The sequence below is a fragment of the Mycobacterium pseudokansasii genome, from assembly GCF_900566075.1.
Lineage (GTDB): Bacteria > Actinomycetota > Actinomycetes > Mycobacteriales > Mycobacteriaceae > Mycobacterium > Mycobacterium pseudokansasii.
Genome location: NZ_UPHU01000001.1, coordinates 4,252,778 through 4,267,362, shown reverse-complemented (window position 1 = coordinate 4,267,362; position 14,585 = coordinate 4,252,778). Strand labels below are relative to the sequence as shown.

11 protein-coding genes are annotated in these 14,585 nt (G+C 65.3%); all 11 read left to right on the top strand.

Annotation, left to right across the window (positions count from 1 at the left end; translation table 11 throughout):
- Positions 1 to 221 precede the first annotated feature (221 nt).
- On the top strand, positions 222 to 1,502 hold the full coding sequence (gene clpX, locus EET10_RS19180; protein ID WP_023365883.1) for an ATP-dependent Clp protease ATP-binding subunit ClpX: 1,281 nt from the start codon (positions 222 to 224) through the stop codon (positions 1,500 to 1,502).
- Between the two features lie 380 nt (positions 1,503 to 1,882).
- Entirely contained in the window at positions 1,883 to 3,844 is a 1,962-nt protein-coding gene (locus EET10_RS19175; protein ID WP_036400069.1) for a 2-oxoacid:acceptor oxidoreductase subunit alpha, read from the top strand.
- A 68-nt stretch (positions 3,845 to 3,912) separates the two neighbouring features.
- Entirely contained in the window at positions 3,913 to 5,004 is a 1,092-nt protein-coding gene (locus tag EET10_RS19170) for a 2-oxoacid:ferredoxin oxidoreductase subunit beta (protein ID WP_036400066.1), read from the top strand.
- A 13-nt stretch (positions 5,005 to 5,017) separates the two neighbouring features.
- Complete coding sequence (mobA, locus tag EET10_RS19165) at positions 5,018 to 5,611, top strand: molybdenum cofactor guanylyltransferase (RefSeq protein WP_036400663.1); 594 nt, start codon at positions 5,018 to 5,020, stop codon at positions 5,609 to 5,611.
- A gap of 1,083 nt (positions 5,612 to 6,694) precedes the next feature.
- Positions 6,695 to 7,312, top strand: a complete 618-nt coding sequence (locus EET10_RS19160; RefSeq protein ID WP_122502827.1) for a transglycosylase family protein — start codon at positions 6,695 to 6,697, stop codon at positions 7,310 to 7,312.
- A gap of 114 nt (positions 7,313 to 7,426) precedes the next feature.
- Positions 7,427 to 8,683 carry a saccharopine dehydrogenase family protein gene (locus EET10_RS19155; protein ID WP_122502412.1) on the top strand — a complete coding sequence of 419 codons (1,257 nt, stop codon included), beginning with the start codon at positions 7,427 to 7,429 and terminating at the stop codon, positions 8,681 to 8,683.
- Positions 8,684 to 8,755: 72 nt separating this feature from the next.
- Entirely contained in the window at positions 8,756 to 9,340 is a 585-nt protein-coding gene (locus tag EET10_RS19150; protein WP_036400061.1) for a DUF937 domain-containing protein, read from the top strand.
- Positions 9,341 to 9,384: 44 nt separating this feature from the next.
- A complete protein-coding gene (locus tag EET10_RS19145) occupies positions 9,385 to 10,005 on the top strand; it encodes a LysM peptidoglycan-binding domain-containing protein (RefSeq protein WP_036400059.1) in 621 nt (206 codons plus the stop codon).
- Positions 10,006 to 10,081: 76 nt separating this feature from the next.
- Complete coding sequence (locus EET10_RS19140) at positions 10,082 to 12,742, top strand: valine--tRNA ligase (protein ID WP_099187536.1); 2,661 nt, start codon at positions 10,082 to 10,084, stop codon at positions 12,740 to 12,742.
- The gene (folC, locus tag EET10_RS19135; protein WP_036400055.1) at positions 12,739 to 14,178 is read left to right on the top strand and encodes a bifunctional tetrahydrofolate synthase/dihydrofolate synthase; all 1,440 of its coding nucleotides are present in this window, start codon (positions 12,739 to 12,741) and stop codon (positions 14,176 to 14,178) included. Before EET10_RS19140 ends, folC begins: the two co-directional genes overlap by 4 nt.
- The gene (locus EET10_RS19130; RefSeq protein WP_036400053.1) at positions 14,175 to 14,567 is read left to right on the top strand and encodes a DUF4233 domain-containing protein; all 393 of its coding nucleotides are present in this window, start codon (positions 14,175 to 14,177) and stop codon (positions 14,565 to 14,567) included. The genes folC and EET10_RS19130 overlap by 4 nt, the downstream gene beginning before the upstream one ends.
- Positions 14,568 to 14,585: the final 18 nt, after the last annotated feature.

The window sequence follows — 14,585 nt, the reverse complement described above, 5'->3', positions numbered from 1 at the left end:
CACGACCGCGACACGCCAGAGACACCGATTGCGCGTCTCGACGAGTGCCGGGCGCCGCCGGGCGATATGTTTCATTCAGACACGAGACTATGAATACCCAGGAATATCAAAGACGCTATTCGGCGCCAACAGTCGCGGTGGGCCGCAGCAAGCGGGTAGCGTCGGGGAGTACACGCGGCACGGTAAGACGAACGGCGAACAGGAAGTAGGCCCTCACCATCATGGCGCGCATAGGAGACGGCGGTGACCTGCTGAAGTGCTCGTTCTGCGGGAAGAGTCAAAAACAGGTCAAGAAGCTCATCGCCGGTCCCGGAGTGTACATCTGCGATGAGTGCATCGACCTTTGCAACGAGATCATCGAAGAGGAACTCGCCGACGCCGACGATGTGAAACTCGATGAACTGCCCAAGCCCGTTGAAATCCGGGAATTCCTCGAGGGCTACGTCATCGGACAGGACACCGCCAAACGGACCCTGGCCGTCGCGGTCTACAACCACTACAAGCGCATCCAGGCCGGCGAGAAGAGCCGCGACTCCCGGCACGAGCCGGTCGAGCTGACCAAATCCAATATCTTGATGCTGGGACCGACCGGTTGCGGCAAGACCTACCTGGCCCAGACGCTGGCCAAGATGCTCAACGTGCCGTTCGCCATCGCCGACGCCACGGCGCTCACCGAGGCCGGTTATGTCGGTGAAGACGTCGAGAATATCCTGCTCAAACTGATCCAGGCAGCCGACTACGACGTCAAGCGCGCCGAGACAGGCATCATCTACATCGACGAGGTCGACAAGATCGCCCGCAAGAGCGAGAACCCGTCGATTACCCGCGACGTCTCGGGAGAAGGCGTTCAGCAGGCCCTGCTGAAAATTCTCGAGGGCACCCAGGCATCGGTTCCCCCGCAGGGCGGCCGCAAGCACCCGCATCAAGAGTTCATCCAGATCGACACCACCAACGTGCTTTTCATCGTCGCGGGCGCATTCGCCGGGCTGGAGAAGATCATCTACGAGCGGGTGGGCAAGCGCGGCTTGGGCTTCGGCGCCGAAGTCCGCTCCAAGGCCGAGATCGACACCACCGACCACTTTGCCGAAGTGATGCCCGAGGACCTGATCAAGTTCGGTCTGATTCCCGAATTCATCGGCCGCCTGCCGGTGGTTGCCTCGGTCACCAACCTGGACAAGGAGTCGTTGGTCAAGATCTTGTCCGAGCCGAAGAACGCCTTGGTCAAGCAGTACACCCGGCTCTTCGAAATGGACGGCGTGGAGCTGGAGTTCACCGACGATGCGCTGGAAGCGATCGCGGACCAAGCGATCCACCGCGGCACCGGCGCTCGCGGCTTGCGGGCGATTATGGAAGAAGTTCTGCTGCCGGTCATGTATGACATCCCCAGCCGCGACGATGTCGCCAAAGTGGTGGTTACCAAGGAGACCGTGCAGGACAACGTGCTGCCGACGATCGTGCCGCGCAAGCCGTCCCGTTCCGAGCGCCGCGACAAGAGCGCCTAGCGTCGCGAAGATACAGGCCCGACGCCACGAACCGAGCCCGTCGCGACCAAGCCCTGTACCCGTGCATCGCCCAGCTTCGACGCGATCGATCGGTCTTAGACGGTCTTAGGCGTGGTTGGTGAGAAAGTGACCAAGACCACAGTTTGGGTTGCCATCGCAACCATCTCCGCCCTGACGTCGGCTTTTGGCAAATCGACGGCCCTCTGCCAAGGTTCGGTGACGGCCAAACGCGTAGGAACAAGTGTCATACTTGATACCGCCAGTGACACCAAAACGTGAGGTGGGGGAGCCATTCCGACGGCGTAACCTGAAACCGCAGCGGAGTGCTTCTCCTGATTAGAGCCTGATTAAAAGCCTGATTACGGACGGAAGGCGGAGACGTGGATCCGAATGGCAGCGGAGCCGAGTCAGAGTCTCATGCCGTGGCGTCGCATGCCCGGCACGAGCGGCGGCGCCTGGAACATGTCGTCATCCGCTTCGCAGGGGACTCCGGCGACGGGATGCAGCTCACGGGCGACAGGTTCACTTCGGAAGCAGCCATCTTCGGCAATGACCTGGCAACCCAGCCGAACTATCCCGCCGAGATCCGAGCACCGGCGGGCACCCTGCCCGGGGTGTCGTCCTTTCAGATTCAGATTGCTGACTACGACATCCTGACTGCAGGTGACCGGCCGGATGTGCTGGTTGCGATGAACCCGGCGGCGCTGAAGGCCAATATCGGTGACCTGCCCCGCGGGGGCATGGTGATTGCCAATTCGGACGAGTTCACCAAGCGCAACCTGATGAAGGTTGGCTATGTCACCAATCCGCTGGAGTCCGATGAGTTGGACGAGTACGTCGTGCATTCCGTCCCGATGACCACGTTGACCCTGGCGGCAGTGGAAACCGTCGGCGCGTCGAAGAAAGATGGCCAGCGCGCCAAGAACATGTTCGCTTTGGGGTTGTTGTCGTGGATGTACGGCCGGCCGATACGGACCAGTGAAAACTTCATCAGAGAGAAGTTTGCGCGCAAACCCGACATCGCCGAGATCAATGTGCTGGCCCTCAAGGCGGGGTGGAACTACGGCGAGACCACCGAGGCGTTCGGCACCACCTACGAAGTTCCCGCAGCGGCCTTGCCGCCCGGTGAATACCGGCAGATCTCGGGAAACACCGCGTTGGCGTACGGGATCGTCGCAGCGGGTCAGCGCGCCAACGCTCCGGTGGTGCTGGGCAGCTATCCGATTACCCCGGCGTCCGACATCCTGCACGAGCTTTCCAAGCACAAGAACTTCAACGTCATCACCTTCCAGGCCGAAGACGAAATCGGGGGTATCTGCGCGGCCCTGGGCGCGGCCTACGGCGGCGCGATCGGTGTCACCAGCACGTCGGGGCCGGGTATTTCGCTGAAGTCCGAGGCGCTAGGCCTTGGCGTGATGACCGAACTGCCGTTGATCGTCATCGATGTGCAGCGTGGTGGGCCGTCGACCGGCCTGCCCACCAAGACCGAGCAGGCCGACCTGCTGCAGGCGTTGTATGGCCGCAACGGTGAGTCGCCGGTTGCGGTGCTGGCGCCGCGGTCGCCGGCCGACTGCTTCGAGGTCGCAGTCGAGGCGGTGCGGATTGCCCTTGCCTACCAGACCCCGGTGATCGTCTTGTCCGATGGGGCCATCGCGAACGGCTCGGAACCGTGGCGAATTCCCGACATCGCGACCCTTGAGCCCATCGTGCACAAGTTCGCCAAACCGGAAGAGCCCTTCCAGCCATACAACCGCGACCCCGAGACTCTGGCCCGTCAGTTCGCCGTTCCCGGCACTCCCGGTCTGGAGCACCGCATCGGCGGGCTGGAAGCTGCCAATGGCTCCGGTGCCATCTCCTACGAGCCGATGAATCACGATCTCATGGTTCGGATTCGCCAAGCCAAGATTGACGGCATCCGAGTGCCCGATCTCGAAGTGGACGACCCGACGGGGGACGCCGAGCTGTTGTTGATCGGCTGGGGCAGTTCTTACGGGCCGATCGGCGAGGCGTGCCGACGCGCGCGGCGCAAGGGCATCAAGGTCGCGCATGCCCACTTGCGGTACCTCAGCCCGTTGCCGGCGAACCTGGGCGACGTGCTGCGACGTTATCCGCAGGTCGTGGCGCCCGAGATGAACCTGGGCCAGCTGGCGCTGGTGCTGCGCGGCAAGTATCTGGTCGACATTCAATCGGTCACCAAAGTTCAGGGGTTGTCTTTCTTGGCCGACGAAATTGGCCGAGTTATCCGCGCGGCATTGGGCGGGACGCTGGCCGAGATTGAGCAAGACAAGACGATGGTCGCCAAATTGGGGGCGGCCCCCATTGGAGCGGGAGCTGTCGAATGACCGGCGGCGCGATCCAGTGGGATGCCGCCTGTCAGCGCGGGACCAAGCAATGAGGAGGAGCGGCGCTCATGACTAGCGCGACCGGCGATCTGGCGGGCACAGACCTCGGGCTAACGCCGAGTTTGACCAAGAACTCGCGGGTGCCCACGACGGACCAACCGCAGAAGGCCAAGGATTACACCAGTGACCAGGAGGTCCGCTGGTGCCCGGGATGCGGGGACTACGTCATCCTCAACACCATTCGCAACTTTCTGCCCGAACTCGGATTACGCCGCGAGAACATCGTGTTCATCAGCGGCATCGGATGTTCCAGCCGCTTCCCGTACTACCTCGAGACCTATGGATTCCACTCGATCCACGGCCGCGCGCCGGCGATCGCGACAGGGCTGGCGCTGGCCCGCGAGGACCTGTCGGTGTGGGTGGTCACCGGAGACGGTGACGCGTTGTCGATCGGTGGTAACCACCTGATCCACGCGATGCGCCGCAACGTCAACATCACGGTTCTGCTGTTCAACAACCGGATCTACGGGCTGACCAAGGGTCAATACTCACCGACGTCGGAGGTCGGCAAGATCACCAAGTCGACCCCGATGGGTTCGCTGGATACTCCATTCAACCCGGTCTCGCTGGCCTTGGGCGCCGAGGCGACGTTCGTCGGCCGCGCGCTGGATTCCGACCGCGCCGGGCTTTCCGAGGTGCTGCGCGCTGCCGCCCAGCACCGCGGTGCCGCGCTGGTCGAAATCCTGCAGGACTGCCCGATATTCAACGACGGCTCCTTCGACGCGCTGCGCAAGGAGGGGGCGGAAGAGCGGGTGATCAACGTCCGCCATGGTGAACCGATCGTGTTCGGCGCCAACGGTGAATACTGCGTCGTGAGGTCTGGCTTCAGCCTCGACGTGGCCAAGACCGCCGACGTGGCTGTCGACGAGATCGTGGTACACGACGCGCACGCCGACGACGCAGCTTATGCGTTCGCGTTGTCTCGGCTGTCCGATCAGAACCTCGAGCACACTGTGCTCGGAATCTTCCGCCACATCAGCAGGCCCACCTACGATGACGCGGCACGTTCTCAGGTCAGCGCCGCCCAGAGTGCGGCTCCGTCCAACGCCACCGCGCTCCAAGCGCTGCTCCGCGGGCGTGACACCTGGACTGTCGGCTGACGTGGGCGAACCGATGCCAGACGCAGGGTCACTCGCCGGGGTCGTCCTGGCCGGCGGAGAGTCGCGACGGATGGGTCGTGACAAAGCGACGCTGCCGCTGCCAGGAGGGACCACAACGCTGGTCGAGCACGTGGTCGGTGTTGTCGGAGCGCGCTGCGACCCGTTATTCGTGATGGCGGCTCCTGGGCAACCATTGCCCCCGTTGCCGGCTGACGTGCTGCGCGACGAAGTGCGGGGGCTCGGTCCGTTGCCGGCGACCGGGCGCGGCTTGCGTGCGGCCGCCGCGGCCGGCGCCCGGCTTGCGTTCGTGTGTGCCGTCGACATGCCTTTGCTGACCGTCGAATTGATCGATGATCTGGTGCGCCGTGCGGTGCAGACCAATGCCGAAGTGGTGCTGCCGTGGGACGGTCGCAGTCACTACTTGGCTGCGGTATACCGGACCGAGTTGGCCGATCGGGTTGATGCATTAGTTGCCGCCGGTGAGCGCAGGATGAGCGCCTTCGTCGATGCTTGCGACGCTCAACGGATCGTGATGGCGAATTCCGGGCCGCTGTCGAATGTCAATACCGCGTCCGACTTGCGCGTACCGGCGCAGCCTCGGCGCTGACCGTCAGCTCTTACAGTGCCCGTGCAGCGGGCTGCAGAATCCGCGCCCGGTTCGCTTCGGTTTGCTCTCCGGATTGAGCACAATCGAATTGTGCCGGGTGTGCGTTTTCACTTCTGTCTGTTTTCTCATTTAAATGTTATTAGTAGATGCATAATTTATCCGTTATCGTGGCTATTTTTCAGCTAAGAATAACCTTGACCCCTGTGCGGTGCATCCCTATCTTGTTGTAACACAGTTCATTTCGACTGCCAGCTATTTAGGAAGTCGTTCCGCTGTCATCGCCGTCAAATGTGTACCATGTAAGAAATCAACGACAGCTCAGCCGACGGCAGGCATCTGGTCGTGTGCAATCCGCGGCTGGGCCGGCCTCGGCACGGCGGGGTGCGCGGCTACCGCGCCGGACCTCGGCGGTGAGGTCATTGAACACGAAAAACCTTATTGGGAAGGAATTTTCACTGAGCTGCGAGTTGCGTTTCGGCCCGGGGACGTCTTCCGGGATTGGCATTTTGCCACCGCCTGCTCGGTGGTGAGGTCTACCGGCGATACCGGGAGCGGTGCGCTATGAGCTGGGTCACGGTCACCTGCCGTCGGATCCGTCGAATAGACCGGCGACCAACATTGGCAAATGCGTGGCGCAGCTCACAAAATACGCGTGATTCGGCTCACCGAGGCGCCGGAGGTACGAAGGTCCGGCCACAGCGATAAACAGACGCTTGACCTGCGGAGACCATTGTGCGACCGCGTCGTGATCCGCTCGTTATAGAACCGAAATATCACTTCGGCCGGGATGACGAATCCAAATCGTTATCGTACGGTGCGTTTAGCCCGAAACCGGGCATCAGTAGTTAAACACAATTGAATCCACGGATCCCGCGTGTGAGCGGAGCTGAGGGCGGCACAGATCTAGCACAGTCGTCGCAGCAGCCGGGCATAGAAACCCCCGGCGGGCAACTCGGGCCCTCCGCTGCCGTGCCGAAACGAGACGGCACGTCCCAAAGCAGCAATTCCACCAGGACATCGCATCCAACCCACCGCCGTTGGGCTGGCTCGCTTTGGCGCGCGCGCACCGCGAAAGGAACAATGTTGAAGAACGTCCGTAAGACGCTCATCGTCGCCGCGATCACAGGTTCGCTCGTGACTGTGCCGTCCGGTACGGCCGCTGCAGACGAGGGCCTCGACCCGAATGCGGCGCCCGGCCCCGATGCGGTGGGCTTCGACCCGAACGTGCCCCCAGGTCCGGACGCCGTTGCTCCGGGCGCCCCGGACGACGCACCGGCCCCTGAGCTCGTGGGTTTCGACCCGAGTGTGCCCCCGCCGGCGGTCTCCGACGCCGTGATCGCGCCTGTCGACCTGCCCGATGGGCCGACCCCGGACGCCGCGCCGCCGGTCCCGGAACCGGTGGACTTCGACCCCAATATGGCGCCACCGCCGGCCCCGGATGCCCCGCCTCCGCCACCGGCTCCCAAGGCCTACAGCGTGAACTGGGACGCGATCGCCCAATGTGAGTCGGGCGGCAACTGGGCGATCAATACCGGTAACGGATACTCCGGCGGGCTGCAGTTCACCTCCGGCACCTGGCACGCCAACGGCGGTTCGGGCTCGGCGGCCAGCGCCAGCCGTGAGGAGCAGATCCGCGTGGCCGAGAACGTACTGCATTCGCAGGGGATCGGCGCCTGGCCGGTCTGCGGCCGTCGCGGCTGACCACACCGCCAGGTGTGATAGCAAAACACCGGGTGCCGGGCCTTCGGGCCCGGCACTGGTCGTATTCGGGGTCGCCTGCGGGCCGGGCCGCGCACCGCGGGTAGCGTTTGGCCGGTGACCGCAGCGCCGCGTGAATTCGACATCATCCTCTACGGGGCCACGGGTTTCGTCGGCAAGCTGACCGCCGAATACCTGGCTCGAGCCGGCGGGGACGCCCGAATCGCGCTGGCCGGCAGGTCGACCGAGCGATTGCTCGCCGTTCGCGACACGTTGGGCGAACCCGCGCAGTCCTGGTCAGTCGTCGCCGCCGACGCCGGGTCGCCCGCGACCCTCGAGCACTTGGCCGCCCGCACCCGAGTCGTCGTCACCACGGTCGGGCCTTACATGCGCTACGGGCTGCCGTTGGTGGCCGCGTGCGCCGCCGCCGGCACCGATTACGCCGACCTGACCGGCGAGCCACCGTTTGTCCGCGACAGCATCGATCAGCACCACAAGCAGGCCGCCGACACCGGTGCCCGGATCGTGCATGCCTGCGGCTTCGACTCGATCCCGTCAGACCTCAGCGTGTATGCCCTGTACCGCGCCGCGTGCGACGACGGCGCCGGGGAACTGGGCGACACGCATTTTGTCGTCCGGTCCCTGGCCGGCGGGCTATCCGGCGGCACTATCGCGTCGATGCTGGAGATTCTGCGTGCCGTCTCCGCCGACCCCGACCTGCGCCGGCGATTCACCGACCCGTACACGCTGAGCACCGACCGCGCCGCCGAGCCCGAACTCGGCCCGCAGCCCGATCTGCCATGGCGGCGCGGCAGTCAACTCGCTCCGGAATTGAGTGGATTGTGGACGGCCGGGTTCATGATGGCGCCGACCAATACCAGGATCGTGCGCCGCAGCAACGCGCTGTTGGATTGGGCCTACGGCAGGCGATTCCGGTACAGCGAGCACATGAGCCTGGGATCATCGCTGCTGGCGCCGCTGGCGTCGGCGATGATCAGCGGGGTCGGCAACGTGACGACCGGATTGGGCAGCCGATATTTCCGGCTGCTGCCGCAAGGGTTGGTGCAGCGGATGGCGCCCAAGCCGGGAACCGGCCCAAGCGCGGCGGCTCGCGAGCGTGGCTACTACCGGATCGAGACCTACACCACCACAACCTCGGGCGCCCGATATGTGGCGCGGATGAAGCAGGACGGCGATCCCGGCTACAAGGCGACGTCGGTGTTGCTGGGGGAGTGCGGTCTGGCGCTGGCATTCGATCGCGACAAGCTCTCGGATCTGCACGGGGTGCTGACCCCGGCGGTCGCGATGGGTGATGCGCTGCTGGCTCGCTTCCCGGCCGCCGGTGTGTCGTTGCACACCGAGCGGCTGGTCTGAGCCGGTGCCGGCGTACGTCTAGGGTCAGACGGGAGGTGGTTTGATATCCGACTCCGAAGGCAGCCAGCACCGATGCCCGGTCTTGATGATCTCTACGCCCAGATTCCCACGTCTGACATCGCGCGCACGCTCGGCGCCGATGAAACCGAGGTGGACGCGACGGTCCGCACGCTGGTACCGGTGCTGCTTACCGGATTGCACCAGCATTCGCAGGATCCCGAACACGCCGGCCGGATCGAGTCAGCCGCCAGCAGCCACGCCGCGCGTGGCCTGCTCGACGCGGGCGGGGCGCTCGACCAGGTTGACCGGCGCGGCGGAGAAGAGGCCGTCGCCACGCTATTCGCCGGCAATGACAGCGACTGCGTGGCATCGGCACTGGCCAGTGGTGGGGCCGGAAGGAGAGAACTTCTGCAGCGGTTGTTGCCGCTGGTGCTCCCGATCGTGCTGGCATACCTGGGAAATCAGCTCAGGCCGGGCGGCGCACTGCAGAGTACTGCCGTCCAGCACGAGGAAACAGGCTCCGGTGGCGGCCTGGCTCAGCTGCTCGGCGGGATCCTCGGGGGCGGAAATGATGAAACGTCCCTGGGCAACCTGCTGGGTGGCAGAGGCCGCGCGCTGGGCGACATCATCGGTGGGCTCCTCGGCGGCAAAAAGTAACCCGGCACATTCAGTCGGCCGGACCGGACAACGAAAGGCACAGCATGTCAGACACGCTCGGTGAAGGACAGCGGCTGCAGCGAGGGGAATCCTTGGTCTCCAACAACGGGGCCTACACCTTGACCCTGCAAGAAGACGGCAACCTGGTGCTCGCCGCTGACGGCACGCCGGTATGGGCCACCGCGACCGAGGGCCAGGACGTGGTGCGCGCCGAGCTGCAGACTGATGGCAACTTCGTCCTCTACACGCCGGAGCGGCCGGTCTGGCACAGCGACACCGTGGGCAGCAAGAGCGTCAGGCTGGTGCTCCAGGATGACCGCAACCTGGTGCTCTACGCGGCCGACGGCCCGGCCTGGGCCACCGGGACGCAGACCGACACGCCGCCAGCCGAACTGCAGAAATCTGTTGGCGCCCCGGAGGTGACCGGCGCGGCGCAGGCGGCGCAGCCCGTCGGGGAAGCGGCGCCGGAGCCGATCGCGGAGGCGGTCGCCGACGAGCCTGCTGAGCCCGCTCCCAACACGTACACTGTGGTCTCCGGCGACACCTTGTGGGGCATCGCCGAACGCTTCTACGGTGACGGGAACAAGTACCAGGTGTTGGTCGACGCCAATGCGATTCCCAATCCCGACCTGATCCATCCCGGCCAGGTCCTCACGATTCCGTGATCCACTCCTTGATAGCCGTTCACCTGCGGTTTTAGGCGCCTACACGCCGCTACGCGGCGGTTCTTAGAATTGACCGGTGACCGCGCGCGCCCGCTCCGACGCCGACCAGCTGCCCAAGTCGTGGGACCCGGGTGCGATGGAGGGCCCCATCTACCAGAAATGGCTGGATGCCGGTTACTTCACCGCGGACCCCACCAGTAGCAGGCCCGCCTACTCGATCGTGCTGCCGCCGCCGAATGTGACCGGCAGTCTGCATATGGGCCACGCACTGGAACACACCATGATGGACGCCCTGACCCGCCGAAAACGGATGCAGGGCTACGAGGTGCTGTGGCAGCCAGGTACCGACCATGCCGGTATCGCCACCCAGAGCGTGGTGGAAAAGCAGCTGGCTGTCGAGGGCAAGACCAAAGAGGACTTCGGCCGTGAGCTGTTCGTCGACAAGGTCTGGGACTGGAAGCGGGAGTCGGGCGGGGCGATCGGTGGCCAGATGCGCCGGCTCGGCGACGGGGTGGACTGGAGCCGCGACCGCTTCACCATGGACGAGGGGCTGTCGCGGGCGGTGCGGACGATCTTCAAGAGGCTCTACGACACCGGGCTGATCTATCAGGCCGAGCGGCTGGTCAACTGGTCGCCGGTGCTTCAGACGGCGATCTCGGATCTGGAGGTCAACTACCTCGACGTCGAAGGCGAGCTGGTCTCGTTCCGGTACGGCTCGCTGGACGACTCGCAACCACACATCGTGGTCGCCACCACACGCGTGGAGACGATGCTCGGCGACACCGCCATCGCGGTCCATCCCGACGACGATCGCTACCGCGACCTGGTCGGAACCAGCCTGCCGCACCCGTTTGTCGACCGGGACCTGATCATCGTTGCCGACGAGCATGTGGACCCCGAATTCGGCACCGGCGCGGTCAAAGTCACGCCCGCACATGACCCCAACGACTTCGAGATCGGAATGCGGCACAGCCTGCCGATGCCCTCGATCATGGACGCCAAGGGCCGGATCGCCGGCACCGGAACACAATTCGACGGCATGGACCGATTCGAAGCACGGGTCGCGGTGCGCGAGGCGTTGGCCGCCCAAGGCCGCGTCGTCGAGGAGAAACGCCCTTACCTGCACAGCGTGGGACATTCCGAGCGCAGCGGGGAGCCGATCGAACCGCGGCTGTCGTTGCAGTGGTGGGTCCGGGTGGAGTCGTTGGCCAAGGCCGCCGGCGACGCGGTGCGCAACGGCGACACCGTGATTCACCCTGCCAGCCTGGAACCGCGCTGGTTCACCTGGGTCGACGACATGCACGACTGGTGCATCTCGCGACAGCTGTGGTGGGGTCATCGCATCCCGATCTGGTACGGGCCCGACGGCGAAAAGGTGTGTGTCGGACCGGACGAAACACCTCCGGAGGGCTGGGAGCAGGACCCGGACGTGCTGGACACCTGGTTCTCCTCCGCGCTGTGGCCGTTCTCCACTCTGGGCTGGCCCGAAAAGACGCCGGAGCTGGAAAAGTTCTATCCGACAAGCGTTCTGGTCACCGGTTACGACATCATGTTCTTCTGGGTGGCGCGGATGATGATGTTCGGCACCTTCGTCGGCGGCGACGACGCCATCACGCTCGACGGCCGCCGCGGCCCCCAAGTGCCGTTCACCGACGTGTTCCTGCACGGGCTGATTCGTGACGAGTTCGGCCGCAAGATGAGTAAGTCCAAGGGCAACGTCATCGACCCGCTGGAGTGGATGGATACGTTCGGTGCCGATGCGTTGCGGTTCACGCTGGCCCGTGGAGCCAGCCCCGGTGGCGACTTGGCGATCGGCGAGGATGCCGTCCGCGCGTCGCGCAACTTCAGCACCAAGCTGTTCAACGCGACGCGCTACGCACTGCTCAACGGCGCCACCAAGCCCTCCGAGGCGCCTTTGCCGGTGCCGGCCGAGCTGACCGATGCCGACCGCTGGATCCTGGGAAGACTGGAAGAGGTTCGAGCCGAAGTCGATTCGGCCTTCGACAGCTACGAGTTCAGCCGTGCCTGCGAAGCGTTGTATCACTTCGCCTGGGACGAGTTCTGCGACTGGTATGTCGAACTGGCAAAAACCCAACTGGCCGAAGGACTCTCGCATACCACAGCGGTACTGGCAGCGGCGTTGGACACGCTGCTTCGGCTGCTGCACCCGGTGATCCCGTTCATCACCGAGGTGCTCTGGCAGGCTTTGACCCGGGAAGAGTCACTGGTGATCGCCGACTGGCCGCGGCCCTCCGGGATCACTGTGGATCCCGTTGCTGCGCAGCGCATCAGCGATATGCAGAAGCTGGTGACCGAGATCCGGCGATTCCGCAGCGATCAGGGTCTGGCCGACCGGCAAAAAGTACCGGCCCGGCTGGCCGGTATCGACGAGTCGGACCTGAACACTCAGGTTGCCGCCGTGACATCGCTGGCATGGCTCACCGCTGCGGGTCCCGATTTCCGCCCGTCGGTGTCATTGGAGGTTCGGCTGAGCCGGGCAAGGGTCGTCGTCGAACTCGACACCTCCGGCACGATCGACGTGGCCGCTGAACGCCGCCGGCTGGAAAAGGACTTGGCCGCCGCGCAAAAGGAGCTGTCAGCAACCGGCGCCAAATTGGCGAACGCGGATTTCTTGGCCAAGGCGCCCGAAGCTGTTGTCGACAAGATCCGCGACCGTCAGCGGCTGGCGCAGGAGGAAACCGACCGCATCTCGGCCAGGCTGGCTGCGCTGCAATGAGTTTCGAGTCGACAGACCGGCCATCCACCGGCATGGCTCCCACGCCGGACGAGATTGCGTCGCTGCTGCAGGTCGAGCACCTGCTGGACCAGCGCTGGCCGGAGACTCGCATCGAGCCGAGCCTGACAAGGATCAGTGCGCTGCTGGACCTGCTGGGCTCACCGCAACTCAGCTATCCCTCGATTCACATCGCCGGTACCAACGGCAAGACGTCGGTGGCGCGGATGGTCGATGCATTGGTCACCGCGTTGCATCAACGCACCGGCCGCACCACCAGCCCGCACCTGCAGTCGGTGGTCGAACGGATCTCGATCGACGGAAAGCCGATCAGCCCGGCACAGTACGTGGCGACGTACCGAGAAATCGAGCCGTTCGTGCAGATGATCGATGAGCAGTCCCAGAATGCCGGCGGGCCGGCGATGAGCAAGTTCGAGGTGCTCACCGCGATGGCGTTCGCCGCGTTCGCCGACGCACCCGTCGACGTCGCGGTGATCGAGGTGGGTATGGGTGGACGATGGGACGCCACCAACGTCATCAATGCGCCGGTGGCGGTGATCACCCCGATCAGCAAGGACCATGTCGACTACCTCGGGCACGACATCGCCGGGATCGCAGGGGAGAAGGCGGGCATCATCCATCGAGCCGCCGAGGGCTCGCCCGACACGGTCGCGGTCATCGCGCGTCAGCGCCCGGAAGCGATGGAGGTGCTGCTGGGCCAGGCGGTCCGCTCCGACGCCGCGGTCGCCCGGGAGGATTCGGAGTTCGCCGTCTTGGGCCGGCAGGTCGCCGTCGGCGGTCAGCTGCTGCAACTGCAAGGCCTGGGCGGGGTGTACTCCGACATCTACCTGCCGCTGCATGGTGAACACCAGGCGCACAACGCGGTGGTGGCGCTGGCCGCCGTCGAGGCATTCTTCGGCGCGGGCGCCCAGCGCCAGCTCGACGTCGAGGCGGTGCGGACGGGATTCGCCGCGGCCACCAGCCCGGGCCGCCTGGAACGGTTGCGCAGCGCACCTGCCGTGTTCATCGACGCCGCCCACAATCCCGCCGGGGCGGCTGCGTTGGCCCGGACGCTGGCCGGCGAGTTCGACTTCCAGACGTTGGTCGGGGTGGTCAGTGTGCTGGCCGACAAGGACGTCGACGGCATTCTGCAAGCGGTGGAGCCGGTGTTCGACTCGGTTGTGGTGACTCACAACGGGTCGCCGCGCGCGCTGGATGTCGAGTCGCTGGCCGCGGCGGCCCGGGAGCGGTTCGGGCCCGATCGGGTGCTGTCCGCCGCGAACCTGAGCGATGCCATCGACACGGCAACCGCGCTGGTCGACGAGGCGGCCGCAGCGGGAGCCGACGTGGGCTCGTTCTCCGGTTCCGGGATCGTCGTCACCGGATCGGTCGTCACCGCCGGGGCCGCCCGCAGTCTGTTTGGACGTGACCCAGAATGACCGGCCAGCCGCACGAGCCGGCAGACACACCACGGGCGGACCCGTGGAAGAGCTTCGGCGCGGTCATGGCCGCGACACTGCTGCTCGAGGCGATCGTGGTGCTGCTGGCCATCCCGGTGGTGGGTGCGGTGGGCGGCGGGCTGAGGCCGGCGTCGCTCGCTTATCTGGTCGGGCTGGCGGCCGCATTGATCCTGCTTGCCGGGCTGCAGCGCAGACCGTGGGCGATCTGGGTGAACCTCGGCGTGCAGCTGGTGCTGCTCGCCGGATTCGCCGTGTACCCGGGCGTCGGCTTCATCGGCGTGCTGTTCACCGGGGTATGGGTGCTGATCGCGTACTTCCGGGCCGAGGTCCGGCGGCGGGAGCGCGGGGGAGCGTCGCCGCCAGGCTGAGCCGGGCCTGCCGTGCGA